This window comes from Enhydrobacter aerosaccus (genome assembly GCF_900167455.1).
GTDB lineage: Bacteria > Pseudomonadota > Alphaproteobacteria > Reyranellales > Reyranellaceae > Reyranella > Reyranella aerosaccus.
Map to the genome: position 1 here is coordinate 90,344 of NZ_FUWJ01000013.1, position 21,481 is coordinate 111,824.

Sequence of the window (21,481 nt, forward strand, 5' to 3'; positions counted from 1 at the left end):
TGAGATCTCACCCGGCGCTCGATTGGGTCTTGCTCCGAGACCTGAGCGCATGGCCCCCGAGCAAGATCAGGATGGACAGGACGATCAGCAGCGTCGCGATCGCGGGAATCACCGGTGTCAGGTTCTGCTCGATATCCTCGAACATCCGACGCGGCAGCGTCTTCTGACGTATGCCGGACAGAAAGAACGACACGACGGGTTCGTCGAAGGAGATGATGAAGGCAAACAGTGCACCGCTCGCAAGACTCGGCAGGACGAGCGGCAGCGTCACGAAGCGAAAGGCCTGAAGGCGCGTCGCACCGCAGCTCATCGCGGCCGATTCGAGATTGGCGTCGACCTTGCCCAGGGCTGCGGCCATCGTGAACACGACGAACGGCAGGGTCAGAACCGTATGCGCAAGCACGAAGCCGGGAACTGTTCCGGAGAGACCGATCGTCTGAAAAAACAGATACAGACCGACGGCGAGCGCGATATGCGGCACGATGATCGGCCCTATCAGGAGTATCTGGAACAGGGACACGAGCCGGCTGCGACCGCGGACCATGGCGTAGGTGGCCGCAGTGCCAATCAGCGATGCGCAGATCGCGGTCAGGAACGCCACCTGGACACTGAGCCAGGTGGCCGCCCGCCATTGCCTGCTGTCGAAATACTCCGCGTACCATTTCAGGGTGAAACCCGTCGGCGGAAAAGCGAGGTAGTCGTTCTGGCTGAACGACATTGGAATGACGATGACCAGCGGCACAATGATGAAAGCCAGCACGGCATAGACGTAGGCGCCCAGCAGGAGAGCCCCTCGGTCTGTCGGCGCTTTCACGACGCGCTCCCCATCAGCCGATCGAAGCGCAACGTCTTGCTGAACACAAGCGCCAGCACTGTCACGAAGACCGTCAGCACTCCCACCAGTGCGGCGGCAAAGGGCCAGTCAAGGACCTCGCGGATCTGCTTTGACACGAGGGTCGAGATCATCATCTCCTGCGGCGAACCGAGAAGGGCGGGCGTGATGAAAAATCCGAGCGCGGTGAGAAACACCAGCAGCGAGCCGGAGACGACGCCCGAGAGGCTCAATGGAAGGATGACTTCGAGAAAGGTCCGCAGTCGCGTCGCGCCGAGCACGGCAGCCGCCCGCACATAATCATTGGGGATGCTGCGCAAAGAACCGTAGATCGGCAAGATCATGAAGGGCAGCAGCACGTGGGTCATGGCGATGACCACTGCACTCTGCGTATAGAGCAGCTTGAACGGTTGCGAGGTCAGGCCGAGGGCCATCAGGGCCGAGTTGATCAACCCGTTGCGCTGGAACAGGAACGACCAGGCTGCAGTGCGTACCAATACGCTCGACCAGAGCGGCAAGATCACGCAGACCGCAACTAGCGCAGCCCGCACTCCCTTCACCCGGCTCATGTAGTAAGCCACTGGGAAACCGAGGACCACCGATAGGGCTGTCACCAGCGCGGCAGTCCAGAGCGTACGCATCAGGACGCGAACGTGGACGGGGTTGTCGACGACGCGAGCGTAGTTGCCCAGGGTCGGATGCGGTTCTGCAACGCTAATCACCAGGAGCTGCGCGATCGGATAGACGAAGACGAACGCAATGACCGCGAAGAAGGGCACGAGCAACAGCACCGTTGACAGACCGCTTAGCCTGCGCCCGTCGGAGTGCCAGAAGCGAGATCGTGAGCCCCCCTTCATCGCGCACTTCGGCGATAGAGCAGGGCGGCTTCGGCGGGGACGGTAAAGGAGGCAACATCGCCCGCAGCCAGGGAGCCTAGTCGCGATGCCCCCGGGAGACGCGCTCGAATCTCGGTACCATCCGGAAGGCGACCGATCAGGAGCAGGGCCGACCCGGCATAGACGATGTCGCTCAGAGTGACCTTGATGACCTGCCCCTCGACGGCTTGCCTGTCGCCGACTTGCCCGGCTGCGCCTGCGCCGAGTTCCAGTCGCTCGGGCCTCACTGCCAGCACCGCCGCCTGAGCGGGCTCCATCGCATCGACCGCCGCGGCCGCCGGCAGTTGCCAGGTCTCGCCCCACGGCAGCGCTACCGCGATGGTAGCGCCGATGCTTTTGACCATGACATCGACAAAGTTCATCTCGCCAATGAATCCGGCGGTGAAGAGATTGGCTGGCCTCTCGTAGAGCTCGCGTGCCGGTCCGAGCTGCTGGATCCGGCCGTCCTTCAGGACGGCGATCCGGTCCGCCATGGTCAGAGCCTCGCCTTGATCATGCGTGACGAAGATGACGGTGATGCCGAGTTCCGCATGCAGGCGCTTGATCTCGAGCTGCATGTCCTCGCGCAGATTCTTGTCGAGTGCGCTGAGCGGCTCGTCCATCAGCAGCACGCGCGGCTGATAGACGATCGCGCGTGCCAGCGCCACGCGCTGCTGCTGGCCACCGGAGAGCTCGTTGGGACGGCGATGGCCGTAACCGGCCAGACGCACCGTCGCGAGCGCGGCTTCGGCGCGCGCATGACCTTCCGCCCTCGGCAATCCGCGCATCTTCAGGGGAAAGGCGACATTGTCGAGAATGGTCATATGGGGGAACAGCGTGTAGTTCTGGAAGACCATTCCCAGGTTCCGCCTGTTCGAAGGCACATAGGTGAGATCCTCCGAATCCACCTCGATGGCGCCGCTGGTCGGAAACTCGAAGCCTGCAACACTCATCAGGATGGTGGTCTTGCCGGAGCCGGAAGGTCCGAGCAAAGCAATGAACTCACCGGCGGCAATGTCGAGATCCACGCCATCGACGGCGACAACTGGGCCGAAGCGCTTCTCCAGGCGACTGATGCGGACGGAGGCGCCGGCTGTTGCTGATGTGGTCGATATAGGCTTCACGAAGATCTCGTTTCCTATCTTTCCGTCGGGGAGTGCCCCAGGAGGCAGAATGCCTGCGTTCGTGCCGCGAGCTCTGTCGGCGACCGGCCGATATAATATTTGATATATCCACCTATCGCGCAATAAACTTCGCGACAAGAACCATTTGCGCATCGAGCATCGGTCTTCCACCGACCGTTCTCGCGCCCTGAGTGGCGGCCCTTGCAAGAAGTGGGGTGACCTCCGGGGTGACGATAATGTCGCTGACAGCAGCGCCAGGCCCTACCCCTTCGAGGTCCAGAGGCAGAGGATCGTCTATCTTCATGCCGAGCGATGTCGTGTTGACGATGAGGTCGAAGCTGCGCGCCTCCGCATGCCCGGCACTGACCTTCGTCCCCGGGTAGCGCCGCGACACCGCAGCGGCAAGCGCGCGTGCCTTCGCCTCATCCCGGTTCATGATGGTCAGTTCGCGCGTGCCGGCCCCAGCCAGGCCAAAGGCGGTGGCACGCCCTGCCCCGCCAGCTCCAACCTGGAGTACTTTCCGGCCGCGCACCGCAATCCGATGCTGTGCGAGACTGGCTACAAAACCGCGCGCGTCCAGATTGTCGCCAACGAGGCGTCCGTCAGCCGTTCGTTTCACGAAATTGACCGCGCCGATGAGCGCTACCTCGGGCGTCGCCTCATCCAGATACTCGATCACACTTGTCTTGTGCGGGATCGTGACGCCAAAACCAACGACGTTGCGCATCAGCCTGATGCTCGCGAGAACTGCTCCCAGATCGGCGGGCAATACATGCAGCGGCGATACCGCCACGTCGTCGTCGATGGACCGAAAATAGGCGTTCAAGACCGCGCTTGCCCGTACATGGCCGATCGGGTCCGCCAACACGAACATGATCTTGGTCTTGCCGGTGATCTCCATAAGCCCTCTTTCGATCAGGCCGGTAGTGCGACGCGGCCGTAGCCCGCATAGCGTTCGAGCACCCGCGCCATTTCATCGTCGGAAAGGATTGTCGGCGTGCCTGCCTGGCAAGCGAGGAGATATTGCCGGGCCAGAGTCTCGAGCCTCACCGTGAGATCGAAAGCGGTCTGCAGGCTTGCGCCCGAGGCTATCATCCCATGGTTGGCCAATAGGCAGGCCTTGCGTTTCCGAAGCGCGGCAATCGCGCCCTCGGCAAGGGCCCGCGTTCCAAACGTCGCATAGGGAACGCATGGCACATCGTTACCGCCAAAGCCCGCGACCATGTAGTGGAATGCCGGAATTGGCTTCCCCACGCACGACAGCGCGACACAGTAGTCGGCATGTGTATGCACGACCGCATTCACGTACGGATAGGCGTTGAGAATCGCAAGATGCATATGCCACTCGCTTGAAGGCAGCCCGCCGTCGAGCACCGTTCCATCGCGCTTCAGCCGTACCAGGCGATCGGGGGTCGTGTTGCCGCTGTTGCCGCCAGTCGGCGTGATGAGAATGTCCTCACCAATCCGGCAGCTGACGTTGCCACTGCTGCCGTGGTTGAATCCCTTTGCTTCAAGCATCGCGACGATGTTCAGTAGCGAGCGCCTGATTTCGAGCTCGTTCAATTCGCATTCTCCGGATTCTGCATGGATTTCAGCGTCGTCATGAACAGATCGACCGGGCCGAGCTTGCCGGACTTAAGGCAAAGAGCGATCGGATCAGCACCATCTGTCGCCGCCGTTCCAATGCCCGGGCCGCCATAGGGGCCGACCCGCAGGCTACGAATATCGAGGTGGTCTACAATCGCTCCTGATGTCTCACCGCCAGCAACAACGAAGCGGCGAACTCCGGCGTCACGAAGCGAAAGAGCAAGACGGCCGAGGATGGTTTCGGCAAGTTCCGCAGCGCCTTTGCGCCCATGTCGCTCCTGAACCAGTTTTACGACTTCGGGGGATTCCGACGTCGAAATGGCGACGGGCCCGGCCTCCAGCCGAGGCCGCGCCCAGTCGAGTGCCGATCCGACCGCTGACTCGACGTCGTCGACCGCCAGGAGATTCATCCGAAGCACAGGACGACATTTTTCGAAGTCGGCGAGCTGCTCGAGCGTACGTTCCGCGCAACTGCCGGCGAGAACGACGCCACCCCCGTCCACCGCAGGCAAACCCACGCGATTGCCTGTCGCCGGGATGAGCCCCTGCGCTCTCCAGATCGCCGGGTAATGCTGGACGATCGTTGCGTTGCCCGTCATCAGCTTCCAGTCGGACGTCAGTGCTGCCAGGACATCGAGGTCGCGCTCGTAGATCGCGTCGGTGATGAAGTAGCGAATGCCCTGCCCCGTCGCGGACGCGATCGCACGCTCCAAATGCGCAAGGCCCGCGCAGATCAAAGGATGAGCGAGAAGGCCGACCCTGGTCGACGTCTGCCTTTGCAACACGCGAACGAGGTCGGGATCCGTCATCGGCGTCAGCGGATCGTTGCGCTTCGGCGAATCCGAGATCAACTCGGTCCCGAGAAACAGATGGCCGTTATAGACGGTACGATGAAGCGACGGAGAGGCCGGGCAGAACGCGGTGTAATCCGCGCCCGTCAGTTGCATCAGCATGTCCGCCACGGGACCGATATTGCCGCGGTCCGTCGAATCGAATGTCGCGCAATATTTGAAGAATAGCTGACGCGCGCCGCGCGCGAGCAGTGCCTGCGCCGCCTTCTCGATCCTGGCAACGGCATCGTCAGCGGGAATGACGCGCGTCTTCTGCGCAACCACAATGGCCGGGACGTCGCCGACATTGGCGACCAGATCGGGGTCGGTGACGAACGCGCAGTCGATGCCGGCCGCGATGAGCATGGCGGCGGTCTCCAAGCCGCCGGTCAGATCGTCCGCCACCACGCCAAAAACTGGTTTCATGATGTCCGAAATGGTCCCCCGCCAAATCTAACCAGGACTGATACATGATATATCAAATATTGCAACAGGGAGCGGCAGCTGCAACGAGAGTCTAATCGCTCCGCGTCCGATGATCACACTGGGTATTGGGAGTGCCAGATGCAGGCGGTGCCCCACTGCTTGCAGCGCCCTGCAGACCATCCAGCGCTCGGAGACCTGTACCGGCAAACCCAAGGGCTCAGTACTGGATCCTCATGAGGCCTTCATGCTGGGAAGGGTGCGCGAGAAGCCCGACACGAGCCTCGAGGAGATCGTGGAGCGGTTGGCCGCAGAGCGCGGCGTGCGAGTGGTCTGGACGGCGGTCTGGAAGTTCCTCGACCGGCGCAACCAGACGCACAAAAGGACTGCGCACGTCAGCGAGCAGGAGCGTCCTGACGTAAAGGCGGCGTGCCAGCGCTGGTCCGACAGCCAGCCCGGGCTCGCCCCCCGAGAACTTGATCTTCATCGACGAAAGCGGGCCTTGGACCAAGATGGCCCGCCTGCGTGGGTGGGCGCCGAAGGGGCAACGCTGCCGTGCCGCGATCCCGCATGGTCATTCGAAGACCGTCACCTTCGTCGGCGGCCTGACGCTGGGCGGCTTCATCGCCCTATGCCGCTCGACGGTTCAATGGACGCGAGGTCTTCCGGGCATGGTGCGGGCGGCGGCCGAGGCGGTTGCGTCACGACGTCAGGGCCTGATCGGCAGTGCGGTGGCGGCCACGGTCACGACGTCAGGTCCCGCGCCGATCATCGCACCCGAGATGATGGCGGAATTGACAGCAAAAGCAGACATGCCGCTCGGCCTTGAAGACGGCAGCTACGAATCCAGCACCAAGCTTGGAACCTACCGGCCGTTTCGCCACCGTCGCGGTCCGAACCGGCCTATTCCCCCAGGTACCAAGCGGGCCGCAGATGAACCATAGGAGGCGGCCGATGCCACAAACCTCCTTATCGATACTCCTTCTGCGCTATTGATCACGCGCGATCAGCATGGACCTATGAGCAAGCGTGATACCAAGCCGCCAATTCGTGATTCTTCGGCCCCTCGGCCGGCCGGCTTTACTTTCGGAAGGGCGTTCGAACCACGGCGTACAACGACTAACGCCGGGCTCAGCTTTTGGCTGACCTATCGAGATGGCAGTTCGTGCATACGGGAACGCTTTGGGTCAGCCTGCCTAACGGCGGCCGTACCCGAACCGTAGGTACTCGTCCGTGGCGGCGAATGAAGAAGTTGCCAGCGGAGAGCCAGCCAGAAAAATCCGTTGAGGAGTCAGGAACATTGCGAACAGCGCACCCGCAGCCCTTCTTGGGAGCCTACGGATGTACGGCCGGAGTCCAATCTGACAACCATCAACAATACGCGCCAGAAAGCAGCGCCCAGATCGAGCACAGCGAGGTTGAACCACACCACGCGCTGCCCGAACCAAAAGCGCCTCCAGAGTGGTAACGGGCCTGACCGCTCCCATCTGGTCGCGCCTAGTCGTCGAAGCCGACAAACACAGTCGCCTCGGCCACTGACCTGCGCTCGGATACCACAGCGTTGGCCGGGAAGGCCTCATCGGGCCAGCCTAAGGCGATGCTCTTCATGATCACCTGGTCGTCGGCGATCCCGGCGTGCTCGCGCACCACCGGTGACTGCATAATGCCTTGGCTGTTGATCACCGCCCCCAGCCCGCGGGACCAGGCAGCGTTGACCAAGGCGGTGGCTACGGCGCCGCAGTCGAAGGGCGCATCGTCACTGCCGTGCAGCACGCGGTCATAGGTGACGATCACACAGACAGGCGCATCGAATTGTCGGAAGCCCCGCAATACCCAGTCCTGGCGCCTTTCCTTGTCGTCGCGCGCAATGCCCATCGCGGAGAAGAGCTGCTTGGCGACGCCGATCTGCCGATCACGGTGCTGGCCGGTATAAGCGCCATGCGCACGAAACTCGCGCGAATGCGGCACGCCGGCCAGGTTCCTCTCGGTATTGCCGGCGCGGATCCGGTCCAGCGGCTCCCCGGTGATAACATAGAAGTTCCAAGGCTGGACGTTCATCGACGACGGCGCCCGCATCGCCAAAGCGATAATCTCCTCGATCAATGCCCTGGGCACGGGATCGGGCTTGTAGCCGCGGATGCTGCGGCGGCCGAGAATGACGTCATCGAACTGCATATATAACCTCCCAGGTTACCATCCTGCCCAACCGCCATAAGGCGCGCCAGCCAATGTTCGTTAAGGACACGCGCATCCCCCAACACGGTCGAAGCCTTCACTCCATTCCCGATCTTCACCCTGAAATTGCCGACCTCAAGATCGAGCGACGCCAACACCACTCTCGCACATTGTTATGTCTATGATGGCTGTTCGCCCCCCTCCCCCGGTCCAGCAATAGTTGGAAGATTTTACGAGACATTGCGGAGGTGCTGCAGGTATCGCTCCGGCTTAATAGGGCCTCGACACAACCAACGAGATAATGAGCCAAACGAGCACACGTGGGTACAGGCCGCCGCGAGATGATTAGGCGGTCTGCGCCTCGTCGACGATCGGACGGACGCCGAGATGAGGTCCGCCGGCGATCGCGGCGATCCCTGATGGGATCGCCTTCAGCAACGCTGCTGTATGGGGGTGCTGCGGGTTGTCGAAGATGCCAGTGACGATCCCGTGCTCGACGATACGCCCACGGTGCATCACCGAGACGGTGTGGGCGAGTTGGCGCACGAGGGCCAAGTCGTGGGAAACGAGCTACATCATGTTGCAGTCAATCAATGCGGAAGCACTCTCTGCCGTATAGAGTTAGTCACGCTTTTGCCCATGCAACGGCGCATTTTTGCTAGCTGCCGCCGTTTGCAATTGAGCCGCGTTCGACTGGCCAAAGGCCGCATCCGAAGATAGATGGCAAGCTACCAACTGCTCCGTTTTTCCAATCGGCCTCAGCGATGGCGCCGCCGTCCTGCAGGGATCGAAGACGAAGGGGCACCGCGTGTGGAACCGGCAGCCGGGCGGAGGATTGATGGGGCTCGGCACATCCCCCCGAAGGACGATGCGATCGCGCCGCACCGAAGGGTCCGGTACGGGCACTGCGGAAAGCAGCGCGCGTGTGTAAGGATGTTGCGGGCTCGCGAAGAGCGTTCGCCGGTCGCTGATCTCGACGATCTTTCCGAGATACATGACTGCTACTCGATGGGTGACGTGCTCAACGATCGCGAGATCATGGCTGATGAACAATAGCGCCAGACCGAGTTCGTCCTGGAGGGCGGCTAACAGGTTGACAATCTGCGCCTTAACGGAAACATCGAGAGCAGACACCGCCTCGTCACAGATGATGAGGTCGGGGCCGGGCGCAAGTGCCCGGGCTATTCCGACACGCTGCCGTTGACCGCCTGAGAACTCATGGGGATGCCGACGCATCGCATCCCGCGGAAGCCGGACTCTGTCCATTAGGCCTGAGACACGGTCCTCCACTTCGTTCTTATTGTTGGCAAGGCCGAAATTGATAATTGGCTCGGCTATTATGTCGCCCACGCGCATACGCGGATTGAGGCTGCTGAACGGGTCCTGGAAGACGATCTGAATGCGCTGCCGCAGCGGTCGCAGAGCACCTGGCGAAAGGTGGTCGATTCGTTGGCCGTCGAGAAGAACCTCGCCCGCCGTGGGTTCAGTTAGACGCAGGATGCATCGTCCGACGGTAGACTTGCCGCAGCCACTCTCACCCACGAGCGAAAGCGTTTCTCCCCGGTTGATCGTGAAGCTCACGCCATCGACAGCATGGACATAGCCGGTCACTGAACCGAACAGGCCACCTTGGAGGGGAAAATGCTTCTTAAGGTTCCGAACCTCTAAAAGGGGGCCACTCATGTCGGGAACTTCCGCTCCGCAAAGTGGCATGCGACCTGGTGGTGCGGGGCTTTCTCTTCCACCGCCGGCGCGAGCTCACGGCAGAGTTGAGTCGCCTTGGGACAGCGGCCGGCAAAGGCACACCCGACGATCGGCTTGCGCAGCGACGGCACCAGGCCCGGTATCTCCGCCAGCGTGCTGCGCTCACTATGCTCAAGCGAACAGCCGAGCTTCGGCACGGCACCCAAAAGGCCGCGCGTATAGGGATGCTGGGGATTGGCGAAGATGTCGCCTGCAGCAGCTTCCTCGACCTTGCGCCCCGCATACATGACGACCACCCGCTCGGCCATCTCTGCGACCACGCCGAGGTCATGGGTAATCAGCATGATCGCCGAGCCGAGGCGATGCTTCAGGTCACGCATGAGATCCAGGATCTGAGCCTGTATTGTCACGTCGAGTGCGGTCGTCGGCTCGTCCGCTATCAGCAGACGGGGATTGCATGCGAGCGCAATCGCAATCATCACACGCTGACGCATGCCACCAGAAAGCTGATACGGATACTCCCGCACCCGACGCCTCGCCTCGGGAATACCCACAAGATCCAGCAACTCTATCGCACGGCTTTCGGCGGCGCGCCGTGACAATCTCTGATGCAGGCGTAGCGTCTCACCGATTTGCCGCCCAACCATAAGCACCGGGTTGAGACTGCTCATAGGCTCCTGGAAAATCATGCCGATGTCGTTGCCACGGAGCTTGCGCATCTCCGATTCCGGTAGATCCAGAAGATTGCGTCCCGCGAACCGGATGGCACCCGCGATGCGCGCTGGCGGCTGTGGAACGAGCCCCAGGATTGACATGGCAGTAACGGACTTTCCGCAGCCACTCTCACCCACGACGGCCACGGTCTCTCCCTCCTCGATGTTGAAGGATACGCCTTCGACTGCGCGCACTACGCCGTCTGGTGTGCCGAAATGGGTCTGGAGGCGGTCTATCTCGAGCAACGCCACGGTCAGATGCTCTTTGCGAGGCGTGGATCTAGCGCGTCCCTCATGCCGTCACCGAGCATGTTGACCGCGAGTACCGTAATCGTGAGGAAGATGGCCGGAAAGAAAACGATGTAGGGCTTTACCTGCCAAATCGCCCGCCCTTCAGCCATGATGTTGCCCCATGAGGGAATGCTCGGGGGCGTACCAGCTCCCAAAAACGATAGTGTCGCTTCGGTGATCATCGCTGCGGCGCAGATGAAGGTTGCTTGCACCGCCAGTGGAGCAAGCGCATTCGGGACCACGTGCAGCCAAAGGATCTTTGGCAGACGTGTGCCGGATGCGATGGCAGCCTCGACATAGGGTTGTTCGCGGAGGGTGAGAACGCCGCTTCTCACGAGACGGGCCACCTGCGGAATCTGCGAAACGCTGATCGCGATGATCACGTTCGCCACCGAGCCGCGCGTTAGTGCCATCAGTGCGATTGCAAGCAAGATACCCGGAATTGCCATCAGCCCGTCCATGACGCGCATCAGGATTGTGTCGAGGGGACGGACGAAGCCGGCGATAATGCCGATCAACAGTCCGATCGTGGATGCGAGAATGGCGACCGAAAAGCCGACGAACAGCGAGACGCGCGTGCCGAACAGCACTCGGGAGTAGACATCGCGCCCCAGCATGTCCGTGCCGAACCAATATTGAGCAGAAGGCGGTCTCGTTCGCCTCGCCGGAGCGAGGGCGGTCGGGTCGACGGTACCGAGCCACGGCGCAAAGACAGCAATGAGCAGGAGCGCGAGTAGAAACGCGCCGCCGACCACGATCGTTGGATGACGGCGGATGAAGATGGCAATCCGACCCCGTTGCCGCACCGTCGGGAAAAGGGCCGGAAGGGCGTCGGCCACGGCTACGTCCTGCGGGGTTGTCATCGTGCTCAATACCGGATCCTCGGATCGAACAGTTTGTAGATGAGATCCACTGCCAGATTGACCAGCACGTAGACGAAGCTGAACAACAGCACCACGCCTTGGATGACCGGATAATCGCGTCGTAGGATGGCATCCACCGTCAGCCGGCCGAGGCCCGGAAGTGCAAACACGCTTTCTGTTACCACTGTGCCACTGATCAGCAGAGCCACGCCGATTCCGATGACCGTCACGATCGGAACGGCGGCATTCTTAAGCGCATGAAAGAACAGAAGCTGGGGCTGTCCCACCCCCTTCGCTCTAGCGGTACGGATGTATTCCTGCGAAAGCACTTCCAGCATGGCAGCGCGTGTTATGCGCGCGATCAGAGCGACGTAAATCAATCCGAGTGCGACCGCAGGCAGAATGAGTTGCCGGAGGAAGGGCCAGAACCCGGCATTGATTGGCGTGAAGCCCTGGACCGGCAGCCAATCGAGCTCCAGTGCGAAGAAATAGGCCAGTACGTATCCCACCACAAATACGGGAACGGAGAAGCCGAGGACAGCGAATACCATCACCAGCCGGTCGACGAGTGAGCCCTGCAGCCAGGCCCCGATCACTCCAAGCGGCACGGCAATCAATACCGAGATAACCAACGTCAGGACCATCAAAGAAACGGTGGGCTCGATACGTTGTGCAATCATGAGAGTCACTGGCTGGTTGGAAAAGATCGACACACCGAGGTCGCCGTGAAGGATGCGCCAAATCCAGTGACAGAAGCGCATCACGAAAGGTTCGTTGAGGCCGAGTGAGACTCGGATCCGCTCCACATCCTCGAGCGTGGCCTGATCTCCCGCGATGATCGTGGCCGGGTCGCCGGGCGCCAGATAGAGCAGGCTGAATACGAAGAGAGCGACGATCGCCATCACCGGGATCGTTGCCACTAGACGCCGTATGGCATAGATCAACACGGGCGGGTCATGTCCATTACGCTGGAATTCTCTCGCCGAACCGGCAAGCAGGGAGTCCAGGAACCTCAACGCGAAACGAGACGACGCTGCCTGCCTGATAGGTACCCGACCGATCAGAAGCGAGGGCAGTAACGAAGACCGTTCGCATATCCGGCCCTCCGAAACACGGCATCGTCGGGGCAGTAACTGGCAGCGGAATGCGCTCCACGATGACACCATCCGGGGAAATTCGATTGATGACTCCCGCGCTGATGCCTGCGCTCCAATAGTGGCCTTCGACATCCACTGCGCCCCCGTCCGGAAGGCCTTGCGCTCGGTCCAAAGTCAGAAGCTTGCGTGGATTTCTGGCCTGGCCCGACCTCGGATCGAAGTCGAACACCTGCACGTAGGAACCAAGGGTATCGGCGTGATACATGGTCCGCCCATCCGGGCTCCAGGCGAGTCCATTGGAGCAATAAAGTCCTCCGACGATCCGCGTTGAGGTCCCCTCTGGCGTGATCCGATAGAGAGCCGCCACACGTTCGCGCGTGGGCCGCCCATCAAGGCTGCCGACCCAGAAATTGCCGTCCGGACCGACCTTTCCGTCATTCAATCGGTTGGTCGTCGGTGTGGGCTCAGGGTTAACCAGGAACTCGAGCTCACTGGTATTTGGATCAAAAAGATGCACGCCAGAGCGCAACGCCACGACGAGCCGCCCATTGGTCGCGAGGCCAAGACTGCCGACCTGGGCCGGCATCGGAAAGCGACGCAGCGCTCCTGAATCGGGATCGAGCTGCAGAATCAGCTGCTGCGTGATGTCCACGAACCAGAGCATGCCCAACATGTCATCCCACACCGGCCCTTCGGCAAGGTCGAGCGGCTCATTGAGCGGTGTTCGGGTCTCGATGGGACGCACGAAAGGCTCTCCACGACTTCAGTATGATATACCAAAAATAAGGTTGTGATAGAACAGATGCAAGCAAGACTTGATCGTATCGCGATATGGGATGATATTTTGATAGATCAAAATGACCGATAAATGATTGAGGGTCAGGCCATGGTCCATCGCAGAACAGTTCTCAAAGCTGCCGGCGCGTCGGTGATGCCGCTGTTCACGCCCGCACTCGGTCAAGCGCACAGTCGATCGACGGTGAAGTTCATCCCGCAAGCGGATCTCGCGCTGCTCGACCCGGTTCAGAGCCCAGCCCTCGTCAGCCGTAACCACGGTCTGATGGTGTTCGATACCCTGTACGGGATGGACGGGTCTTTCAGTATTCAGCCGCAGATGGCTGCCGGTCATTCCATAGAGGATGACGGAAGAAGCTGGATTATCACGTTGCGGGACGGGCTCGTTTTTCACGATGGCACGCCCGTGCGCGGGAGAGATGCCGTGGCAAGCATCGAGCGGTGGTGGCGCCTCGATGTCCTGGCGAAGCAACTCGCGTCGGTCACCGACGAGTTGTCGGCCCCCACCGACAAGACGATCCGCTTCCGGCTGAAGCAGCCATTTCCATCGTTACCCTTCGTCCTCGGCAAGCCTTCTCGGTGTTGCTTCATCATGCCGGAGCGTCTGGCCCAGACTGACGGCGCCAAGCAGGTAACCGAAATCATCGGAAGTGGACCATTCCGATTCCTGGCAGAAGAGCGCATGGCCGGGCAGCGTGCTGTGTATGAGAAATTCGCGGGCTACGTCCCCGCCGCAGGCGCGCCAAGCTTTATGGCCGGTGCGAAGGTCGTTCATGTGGACCGCGTCGAATGGCACACCTTGCCCGATGCTTCGACTGCCGCGGCAGCGCTTCGAGTGGGCGAGATGGACTGGTGGGAGCAGCCCACACCCGACCTTCTGCCCCAGCTGAAATCGTCGCGCGGTGTGACGGTCCAGATAAAGGACAAGGGCGGCTATCTCGCGTTGTTGCAGTTCAACCACCTGCAGCCGCCGTTCAACAACCCGGCCATTCGCCGCGCCTTCCTCGCTGGGGTGAATCAGGCAGACTGCATGACGGCGGTCATGGGAGACGACCGGTCGCTTTGGAAGGACAATGTCGGGTACTTCCTGCCGGACTCGCCACTTGCCAATAATGCTGGAATGGAAGCACTGACCTCTCCGCGCAGCGTGGATGCGGTGAAGCGGGCGCTCGGTGCCGCCGGCTACAAGGGTGAAAAAGTTGTCTTCCTGGTGCCGACGGATCTACCCGCGCTCAATGCGGTGAGCGAGATCATCGCAGACATGTTCCGCCGAAGTGGTGTCAACCTCGACTATCAGGCGCTGGACTGGGGAACGGTGCTGCCTCGGCTGTCGTCGCAGCAACCCGTTGATCGGGGTGGTTGGAGCGTCTGGTGCAACTATGCTCCGGGCGTTCTGGCGATCAATCCCCTCAGTCATACCTTCCTGAGAGGCATCGGCGCCGCCGGCTTCTCGGGGGCCGGCTGGCCGACCAGCGAGGCTCTCGAACGCTACCGCGACGCTTACATGAGCACTGGCGACCTTGCCGAGCAGAAGAAGATCATCGCCGATATGCAAAGACAGGCCTTTGAGGACGTTCCGTATATTCCGTTGGGATTCTACTACCAGCCAACGGCCTATCGCTCGAACCTGACAGACGTAGTCGACGGCATGCCTGTCTTCTGGAATCTCAAGAAAGGCTGAGCACGTCGATGAATTCGGACGATCTTTGCTTCACATCAGCGACCGACCTGGCGCGTCTTATCCGTTCACGGGCTTTGTCCCCCGTCGAACTGGTACGAGCCGTCCTCCAGCGCATTGATCGCCTCGAGCCACGCTTGAATGCGTTCGCGCTGCGGACGTCGGAGACGGCGTTGGACCAGGCGCGCGACGCGGAACGAGCGGTGATGGCCGGGGATCCGCTTGGTCGCTTGCACGGCGTGCCAGTGACGATCAAGGATCACGAAGCCATTGCTGGTCTGCCGACCGAGTTCGGCAGCTTTACGAGCAAGGGCAAGGTGCCGGATTTCACGACACCGATGGTCACGCGCCTGCGGGACGCTGGCGGAATCATTCTGGGCAAGACCACCACGCCCGAATTTGGCTGGAAGGGCGTGAGCGATGGTCCGCTGACCGGTACGACGCACAATCCCTGGAAGCACGGCTACAATGCCGGCGCCTCGTCCTCTGGTGCAGGCGTTGGAGCGGCCGCTGGCTACGGCCCGCTGCACCAGGGCGGAGACGGCGCGGGCTCGATCCGCATGCCGGCACACTTCTGCGGCGTGTTCGGGCTGAAGCCGACATATGGTCGCGTTCCCATCTATCCGCCCTCCAACGGCGACAACACGCTGCATCTGGGACCCATAACGCGCAATGTCGCCGATGCAAGCCTGATGCTTGGAGTGATGGCGGGACCTCATCCATGGGATCAGACCAGCCTGGAATCTTCTGCGGCTGACTACTCCAGTCGTCTACATGAAGCGTTTGATCGACCACTACGCATTGCGTTCAGTCCAGATCTCGGTCACGCGCGGGTCGACCCAGAGGTGGCCGAACTCGTTCTTGCTGCCGCAAAGGTATTCGAAGCAGACCTCGACCTCACCGTCGAGGAGGTGACGCCCGCTTGGGGCGCCCGCGGACCGGAACTTGCTCGGTTCTTCTGGCCAGCTCATTTCGCCGCTCGCCACGGGTCGTTGCTGCCACAATGGGAAGAGAAGATGGACCCCGGCTTTGTGGCCTGCATTCGCGCGGGGATGGACTATACGCTCGCCGATTATCAGAACATGCGGCTAAAGAAGTATGCTTACGCTGTGGAGATTCACCGCTTCTTCGAGGAGTGGGATTTTCTCATTACGCCTTCGGTATCTGTAGCTGCTTTTCCAGCAGATCGATTGCAACCCGAACACTGGCCGCAACACGCGTGGGATTGGCTGAGCTGGGCGGAGTTTTCTTACCCATTCAACCTATCAGGCAATCCGGCGGCATCAATTCCCTGTGGCTTCACTCCGAGCGGTCTGCCCGTTGGGCTGCAGATCGTCGGACGGCGCTTCGATGATCTCGGCGTGCTGCAGCTAGCGTCCCGTTTCGAGGCAATACGGCCGTGGGCGCAGCATCGGCCGCCTTACTCTGACTAACCCTGTAGGACAATGAGCATGAACACGTGGGCTTTCGTGACCGGCGGCGGCGGCGATATCGGGAGTGCTATTTGCCATGCACTAGCGCACGACGGATTCAAGATCGCCTGTATGGATCTCGTCGGCGATCGGGCGGAAGACGTGTGCGCCGCCATCCGGAAGGAAGGTGGTCAAGCCGTCCCATTTGTAGCCGATGCGGCGGATCCCGCTTCAGTCGCCGCGGCAACAGATGCGGCCATGAAGCTCGGGAAGATCAAGGTCCTAGTAAACACCGCTGGCAAGGCGAATGGCGCATCAATCCTTACGACCGACTACCCGACCTGGCGTCTAGATATCGCTGCCAACCTCGACTCTGCCTTTATTTGCATTCAGGCACTCCGCGAGCAGCTGATTGCCGAGCACGGTAACATCGTAAACATTGCGACAGTCAACGGCCTAGGCGTTTTCGGCTTCCCAGGTTATAGCGCAGCGAAGGCTGGGTTGATCCATCTGACCAAGTCCCTGGCCGTCGAACTTGGGCCATTTGGGGTCCGAGTGAACGCCGTAGCGCCTGGTACGGTTCGCACTCGCGCCTGGGACGCGAGGCTGGCAGCCAACCCAAACGTATTTGACGAGCTGCTGGCACTTTGCCCGCTGCCGCGCATTTCGCGCCCGGCCGACGTAGCGCACGCCGTTGCCTTTCTTGCGTCGGAAAGGGCATCGATGATCACCGGTCAAACGCTGGCTGTAGACGGTGGTCTATCGGCGGGAACTCCTGCCGCGGGTCGGGCCGTTGCCCAGTTGTCGCATCGGTAATAGGCACCAGACGACGTGGCCCGACGCTATCGAAGACCGCCCATCTGACGTACGGCGTCAGTACTTGCCATTGGTCTTCGTTGTATTCGCGTTCGGGCGCTTTCCGCGAAGCGAGGCCTTTGCATGCAACAGATGCTGCAAGATAATGCGGAAGCCTTCACGCATATCCTGCACAATCAGGTCGCCTGCCTCATTTGGCATGCGACGCCTCAGCGCATCGATGATCTGGGTGTGAAGGTCGCTGTCAGAAGGTAAACGCGGCAACGAAAGGTACTGCTTGTGCACGAAGGGGCCAGTGAGCAACCACAGATTTTCAATCATGCGCACAAGGACTTCGTTGCCCGAAGCGTTGTATATCGAGAAGTGGAATGCCTGGTTCGCGCTCATTGCCTCCTTCCAGCTGCGCCGATGCTCCGCATCGATGAACTGCTTGTCGAGTTCAACCAGCTGATCGAGTAACTCGTTAGTCACGCGGACCGTTGCCAGCTCGGTTGCCAGACGCTCGAGCGGAACTCGGACCTCGCGAATCTTGATGTACTGATCGGCGCTTAGAACAGGAACGCGGGGTTGATAGCCCGGTTTGAGCTCAAGGGCCCCCTCACGCACCAATTGCATTACTGCTTCCCTTGCTGGAGTCGGGGAAGTGTCATTGGTGACCGCTATTTTGCGTATGTTAAGGCGATCGCCGGGCTCATAGACCCCGGACATCAATGCGAGCCGCAGGTCTGCGTAAATCTTCTCGGACAGACTGCTTCGAGTTGCTGTCAAACCGTGCCCCTCAACTCCCTGAATGGCCGCCACTATAGCGTGCCTCATGACCAGAACGTCGATTCTTTACATTTAGACGCTTTAACGAAGTGGCCGTGCTGGGAGAGCATTACCGCCGTCTCGTAGCCGAGGGGATGATATGATCTGCGTATGAAGCGGAGCCTCTACATCAGCTGTAGAGCGCAATGCCCGTGCCGGTGCCGCGTTTCGCATTGAACGGAAGGCGCTCGGCTGCCTGAAGATGTTGATCGGTGTTCCATTCGATGTAAGCAAGATTGCTTGCCGGGCCCAATACCTGCGGATTGAGAAATCTGCCTGATTCACGGCTTTCCACTTTCCGGTTAAGATTTGACGTATTGCTGCCCACAGCTCCCTATGGTGCTTAGCGCCTTCTGCCGATTCGAGCGGGCTGGGACAGCCGAAGCCGATGCCTGACTGCCGATCGTGCGCCGCATTCGGCCGCACACCAGATGGCGCGCCATTGTCACTGAGCTCAATAAGGACCCCGGTAGCAGGGGAGGCCCTTGGCGTCTCGAGCGCTTGCAACGTGCCGTCAAGCTGTTGGTGCAAGAGCACCTGGCCGAGCCCGAATTGCTCGGCTGAGCGCCGCGCGGCATCCTCTCACGCTGTCTTCTTACTTGCGCGACGGCAGATTCATAAGCCCGACCGCGATAGCGCCCAGCCCTATCGTGAGGAAAAAGATCGAAGTATCCCAAATTGCCCGAAACGTATTGACCGTTGCAGTGGGGATCGGCTGTTCCGGCAAATATCGAACTTCGACATCCTGTCCGACCATCATCGCCGCGATCAGGATGCCCCCTTGTGGATACGACACATGCTCTCCGGCCTTTGTGACAAACTCGATCTCGGCGTGATATCCGCCCGCATTGAGCTTCACTACGCGCCCGGGTGCAACAATCGACGTTCGTAGAAATCCAAGCGTTGCGTGGACGCTGAACCCCGCAGCGATCAGAAGGCCGATACCAATGACAAATGTGCCTATCGCCTTGAACATAGCCTTCCTCAAGAGGATACACCCGTCCAACTCAAGATGATCGCCCGCCTGGCCCGGGCGTTTTCAAGGTTTTCTGCGAGATCGTCCGCCTCTGCGACGGGAAATAGGCGACGCGAACGCGCACCCCAGCCCGGACACCTAAGTCTGTCCAGGTCGCGCGTGATAGCTTGCCAGGGCAGTCGCTCCAGGTCCGCCCCGCTCTCTTGTCCGTTCCCTCGTGGATAGAAACGGCATCGGCAGTTGTGCTATTGGTTGTGCCGCTGGCGCCCTCTCACCCATGACGGAGGGCATAGCGTTGGCTTCCCACTGAACAACGCCAAGACCTCACAGAAGGAAAATGTAAGCCTGCTCAATCACATTGGTAGGTTACTCGAGCCCGATCGAACCGTCGTGCCGCGATATCTTGCTCCCGCATAGTCACATAATAGGCGCCCGGTTGAGAGATTCCCGCATGACGATCGACGCCGATTTGCAAAACAAGCCGCCAATCTTTAGCGGATTTCAGGAGTTCTTTTGCTGCTTCCGTCTTCCAGACGTCCAGACCACCACAGTTCAAGCCGTTGGCGGCCAACTGACAGCGGGCCTGCAGACCATTCTGCAATGTTTGCGGAAAGCCCCCGAACTGATGGTTGTCGCGACCGCTCATGTCTGGCGTCCCGAATTGGGATAGCCACTCCTGATACTCCTCCAGCGCGTAGTCATCATCGAGCGGAAATGCATTCCATGATTTGTCATTTGGCGGGATCGGCGTGAGAACGGTTTCGGTGGAAACTTGAGCCGCACGAAAAACGCACGACCAATCGTCGTCCGAGATTGATGACAATGCGTCGGGGATTGGCGCTCGGACCAGCGCTGAGACGGGTGTCGTATCCCATAACATCCGCCATCCCACTGAAGCCTCAGGGCTGAACTCCTCTGGTTGTTCCAGGAGATCATAGAACAGGAGTAGGCGGCCATCGCTCGGAAAAGTCGCGTCGAATCCCTTTTCCCGGCTCAGCTCGGACAGATCGAACTGTCCGAAAAATGCCAGAGGGAATTCTGTCTCAACGGCATCCGCTCTCGCCCGACGTGCGAGACTGAAGCGCTGAGCTTGTTCAGGTGTCATCCGTGAGTGCGGCTTTATTGAATCCGCAAGCAGGCGAGCGGCTTCCTTTCGGTGCCTCGCAGCTCTCTTATCCGCATCCGGGTAGGCAGGCCGTATTGGCCAAGCCGCACCACGCGGCAGATCGGGTCTGCCCCCGATCTTAGATGCTCCCAACGAAATCAAGTCTTCTTCACTTTGAGTCGTCCGTAAAAGGATGGCGGGACGCGCCTGCGCGGCTAGAAGCGATATGATGTCGTGATTCAAGCCTGTATCGTTCAAGGAGAGGACGAGGTCGTCATAATTTGCTGGCAGAGGTATTACGGCCATGTGCAAACGATCCTTTGACTGCGCCCACGTTCGCACCGATTCGCCAAGTCGAACATTCCCAATGTTCGACTGGCCTCTATCCCCGTCGCGAGTTCTATCGCGGCTCCGACCGTCTTTCCAATCGGCCGTTGACGCCGGACTCGCCGGGACTCAGCGTTCGCCCATCGTCCACCTGGTCCGCATCATCCTGCGCTGCGCATGCGACGATTCTGTCACCTCGCCGCGCAGCCGACCTTGTTCGACGGCTTTGCCGTCGTGCGGGAAAGGGGGCCGTATCGGCCAATCGGATCGCGTGCGCTGCGATCTCTCCGACCCTGAGGCGGACGCCGATCGCGCTCTGGGCCGACTTCAAGCCGCGAAGGTCAAGCGCGGCTATCAGGACGACACGGAATTTGACTCCTTCGTCCGCTCCCTCATTAGTAGAACACGCGCCGGCGGTTATTCTATTAGTTGTGCCTGTCTCTGAGAGAGGCTCGGCCGCCAAATCGAGTGATCGTCAATGGTTAGCTGGCTCTGCTGTGCCTTCAATGTCGGATCGGCCCTGGCGGTCATCGGCGCGCTGCTGCTGCTAATCCGCAAGGCCCGCATCCAATTCTCGCCGGGCAATATCGTCAGCGCGTTCCAACATCATCACCGCATCAATGCGCGGATGCTGTTGCTTTACTATTCGGCAGCGTTCTTTCAGGTGCTCCGCTTCGTCGCTGAATCTTCCGCCAGCGGCGCAGGCCTCTAACAGGCCGCCGCATCACCCGTCGTTGCCGGCCATAAAGCGCTGCGCATCCGCGAGGACTGCCGGGGCGCGGGGCCAAACGCCGCGTCCTTCAACCAGCGCGCCATTCTCGACGCACCCCCAAGCGGTTACATGACCTATCTGGTGACGGCGTTCGGGAAGGCCTTCAGCATCGCAGGCTTCGGCAACAAATTCCGCGAATAGGGCGACGAGACCGGCCTCACGCACGGCTCGGCGCACGGGATTCGAAAGTTCGACGCGACACTGGCGACCGAGAATGGCGCGACAGAGCACCAGATTATGGCGATGTTCGGATGGGACGATCCGAAGCCGGCCGCGACC

22 protein-coding genes are annotated in these 21,481 nt (G+C 60.6%); 5 read left to right on the forward strand and 17 right to left on the reverse strand.

Going from position 1 to position 21,481, the window contains the following annotated elements; translation table 11 throughout:
• Positions 1-7: 7 nt before the first annotated feature.
• The 6 genes from B5D62_RS28635 to otnK form a co-directional block, all read right to left on the reverse strand.
• On the reverse strand, positions 8-814 hold the full coding sequence (locus B5D62_RS28635) for an ABC transporter permease (RefSeq protein WP_085937503.1): 807 nt from the start codon (positions 812-814) through the stop codon (positions 8-10).
• Entirely contained in the window at positions 811-1,689 is an 879-nt protein-coding gene (locus tag B5D62_RS28640) for an ABC transporter permease (protein ID WP_085937504.1), read from the reverse strand. The genes B5D62_RS28635 and B5D62_RS28640 overlap by 4 nt, the downstream gene beginning before the upstream one ends.
• Entirely contained in the window at positions 1,686-2,849 is a 1,164-nt protein-coding gene (locus tag B5D62_RS28645) for an ABC transporter ATP-binding protein (RefSeq protein WP_085937544.1), read from the reverse strand. Before B5D62_RS28645 ends, B5D62_RS28640 begins: the two co-directional genes overlap by 4 nt.
• Before the next feature lie 94 nt (positions 2,850-2,943).
• Positions 2,944-3,732, reverse strand: coding sequence for a shikimate dehydrogenase family protein (locus B5D62_RS28650; RefSeq protein ID WP_085937505.1), 789 nt, complete (start codon positions 3,730-3,732; stop codon positions 2,944-2,946).
• Between the two features lie 14 nt (positions 3,733-3,746).
• The gene (locus B5D62_RS28655; RefSeq protein WP_085937506.1) at positions 3,747-4,394 is read right to left on the reverse strand and encodes a class II aldolase/adducin family protein; all 648 of its coding nucleotides are present in this window, start codon (positions 4,392-4,394) and stop codon (positions 3,747-3,749) included.
• The gene (gene otnK / locus B5D62_RS28660; RefSeq protein ID WP_139374136.1) at positions 4,391-5,674 is read right to left on the reverse strand and encodes a 3-oxo-tetronate kinase; all 1,284 of its coding nucleotides are present in this window, start codon (positions 5,672-5,674) and stop codon (positions 4,391-4,393) included. Before otnK ends, B5D62_RS28655 begins: the two co-directional genes overlap by 4 nt.
• Positions 5,675-6,147: 473 nt before the next feature.
• Between otnK and B5D62_RS28670 the strand changes: the two genes are divergently transcribed.
• A complete protein-coding gene (locus tag B5D62_RS28670; protein WP_139374137.1) occupies positions 6,148-6,615 on the forward strand; it encodes a transposase in 468 nt (155 codons plus the stop codon).
• A 553-nt stretch (positions 6,616-7,168) separates the two neighbouring features.
• Here the strand turns inward: B5D62_RS28670 and B5D62_RS28675 are convergent.
• The 7 genes from B5D62_RS28675 to B5D62_RS28705 form a co-directional block, all read right to left on the reverse strand.
• Positions 7,169-7,846: a nitroreductase gene (locus B5D62_RS28675; protein ID WP_085937509.1), complete on the reverse strand. Its 678-nt coding sequence runs from the start codon at positions 7,844-7,846 to the stop codon at positions 7,169-7,171.
• Between the two features lie 345 nt (positions 7,847-8,191).
• Positions 8,192-8,392, reverse strand: a complete 201-nt coding sequence (locus tag B5D62_RS28680) for a hypothetical protein (protein WP_218191367.1) — start codon at positions 8,390-8,392, stop codon at positions 8,192-8,194.
• 75 nt (positions 8,393-8,467) lie between these two features.
• Positions 8,468-9,529, reverse strand: coding sequence for an ABC transporter ATP-binding protein (locus B5D62_RS28685; protein WP_085937511.1), 1,062 nt, complete (start codon positions 9,527-9,529; stop codon positions 8,468-8,470).
• Positions 9,526-10,515, reverse strand: coding sequence for an ABC transporter ATP-binding protein (locus B5D62_RS28690; RefSeq protein ID WP_085937512.1), 990 nt, complete (start codon positions 10,513-10,515; stop codon positions 9,526-9,528). Before B5D62_RS28690 ends, B5D62_RS28685 begins: the two co-directional genes overlap by 4 nt.
• 2 nt (positions 10,516-10,517) lie before the next feature.
• Entirely contained in the window at positions 10,518-11,417 is a 900-nt protein-coding gene (locus B5D62_RS28695) for an ABC transporter permease (protein WP_085937513.1), read from the reverse strand.
• A gap of 5 nt (positions 11,418-11,422) precedes the next feature.
• Positions 11,423-12,364 carry an ABC transporter permease gene (locus tag B5D62_RS28700; protein WP_085937514.1) on the reverse strand — a complete coding sequence of 314 codons (942 nt, stop codon included), beginning with the start codon at positions 12,362-12,364 and terminating at the stop codon, positions 11,423-11,425.
• Positions 12,365-12,380: 16 nt separating this feature from the next.
• Positions 12,381-13,259 (reverse strand): SMP-30/gluconolactonase/LRE family protein, encoded by an 879-nt coding sequence (locus B5D62_RS28705; protein ID WP_218191368.1) that lies wholly within the window; start codon positions 13,257-13,259, stop codon positions 12,381-12,383.
• A 141-nt stretch (positions 13,260-13,400) separates the two neighbouring features.
• Here B5D62_RS28705 and B5D62_RS28710 point away from each other — a divergent pair, with 141 nt between their 5' ends.
• Genes B5D62_RS28710 through B5D62_RS28720 form a run of 3 tightly spaced genes read left to right on the forward strand, consistent with a single transcriptional unit; the run spans position 13,401 to position 17,215 of the window.
• Positions 13,401-14,990, forward strand: a complete 1,590-nt coding sequence (locus tag B5D62_RS28710) for an ABC transporter substrate-binding protein (protein WP_085937547.1) — start codon at positions 13,401-13,403, stop codon at positions 14,988-14,990.
• Between the two features lie 8 nt (positions 14,991-14,998).
• Positions 14,999-16,420, forward strand: coding sequence for an amidase (locus tag B5D62_RS28715; RefSeq protein WP_085937515.1), 1,422 nt, complete (start codon positions 14,999-15,001; stop codon positions 16,418-16,420).
• Positions 16,421-16,438: 18 nt separating this feature from the next.
• Positions 16,439-17,215, forward strand: coding sequence for an SDR family oxidoreductase (locus B5D62_RS28720; RefSeq protein WP_139374138.1), 777 nt, complete (start codon positions 16,439-16,441; stop codon positions 17,213-17,215).
• A 57-nt stretch (positions 17,216-17,272) separates the two neighbouring features.
• Here B5D62_RS28720 and B5D62_RS28725 read toward each other — a convergent pair whose 3' ends face one another.
• From B5D62_RS28725 to B5D62_RS28735, 4 genes are all read right to left on the reverse strand, one after another.
• Complete coding sequence (locus B5D62_RS28725; RefSeq protein ID WP_170921189.1) at positions 17,273-18,016, reverse strand: GntR family transcriptional regulator; 744 nt, start codon at positions 18,014-18,016, stop codon at positions 17,273-17,275.
• A 136-nt stretch (positions 18,017-18,152) separates the two neighbouring features.
• The gene (locus B5D62_RS33130) at positions 18,153-18,350 is read right to left on the reverse strand and encodes a hypothetical protein (RefSeq protein WP_139374139.1); all 198 of its coding nucleotides are present in this window, start codon (positions 18,348-18,350) and stop codon (positions 18,153-18,155) included.
• Positions 18,351-18,617: 267 nt separating this feature from the next.
• The gene (locus tag B5D62_RS28730) at positions 18,618-18,998 is read right to left on the reverse strand and encodes a DUF3592 domain-containing protein (protein ID WP_085937518.1); all 381 of its coding nucleotides are present in this window, start codon (positions 18,996-18,998) and stop codon (positions 18,618-18,620) included.
• 349 nt (positions 18,999-19,347) lie between these two features.
• Positions 19,348-20,346 carry a YwqG family protein gene (locus tag B5D62_RS28735; protein ID WP_170921190.1) on the reverse strand — a complete coding sequence of 333 codons (999 nt, stop codon included), beginning with the start codon at positions 20,344-20,346 and terminating at the stop codon, positions 19,348-19,350.
• A 562-nt stretch (positions 20,347-20,908) separates the two neighbouring features.
• Between B5D62_RS28735 and B5D62_RS28740 the strand changes: the two genes are divergently transcribed.
• Complete coding sequence (locus B5D62_RS28740) at positions 20,909-21,142, forward strand: hypothetical protein (protein ID WP_085937520.1); 234 nt, start codon at positions 20,909-20,911, stop codon at positions 21,140-21,142.
• Positions 21,143-21,481 lie beyond the last annotated feature (339 nt).

Coding starts and splice junctions, on each gene's coding strand:
- B5D62_RS28640 (WP_085937504.1), bottom strand. CDS start 1,689: ATGAAGGGGGGCTCACGATCTCGCTTCTGGCACTCCGACGGGCGCAGG.
- B5D62_RS28650 (WP_085937505.1), bottom strand. CDS start 3,732: ATGGAGATCACCGGCAAGACCAAGATCATGTTCGTGTTGGCGGACCCG.
- otnK (WP_139374136.1), bottom strand. CDS start 5,674: ATGAAACCAGTTTTTGGCGTGGTGGCGGACGATCTGACCGGCGGCTTG.
- B5D62_RS28675 (WP_085937509.1), bottom strand. CDS start 7,846: ATGCAGTTCGATGACGTCATTCTCGGCCGCCGCAGCATCCGCGGCTAC.
- B5D62_RS28685 (WP_085937511.1), bottom strand. CDS start 9,529: ATGAGTGGCCCCCTTTTAGAGGTTCGGAACCTTAAGAAGCATTTTCCC.
- B5D62_RS28695 (WP_085937513.1), bottom strand. CDS start 11,417: ATGACAACCCCGCAGGACGTAGCCGTGGCCGACGCCCTTCCGGCCCTT.
- B5D62_RS28710 (WP_085937547.1), top strand. CDS start 13,401: ATGGTCCATCGCAGAACAGTTCTCAAAGCTGCCGGCGCGTCGGTGATG.
- B5D62_RS28715 (WP_085937515.1), top strand. CDS start 14,999: ATGAATTCGGACGATCTTTGCTTCACATCAGCGACCGACCTGGCGCGT.
- B5D62_RS28720 (WP_139374138.1), top strand. CDS start 16,439: ATGAACACGTGGGCTTTCGTGACCGGCGGCGGCGGCGATATCGGGAGT.
- B5D62_RS28730 (WP_085937518.1), bottom strand. CDS start 18,998: ATGTTCAAGGCGATAGGCACATTTGTCATTGGTATCGGCCTTCTGATC.
- B5D62_RS28740 (WP_085937520.1), top strand. CDS start 20,909: ATGGTTAGCTGGCTCTGCTGTGCCTTCAATGTCGGATCGGCCCTGGCG.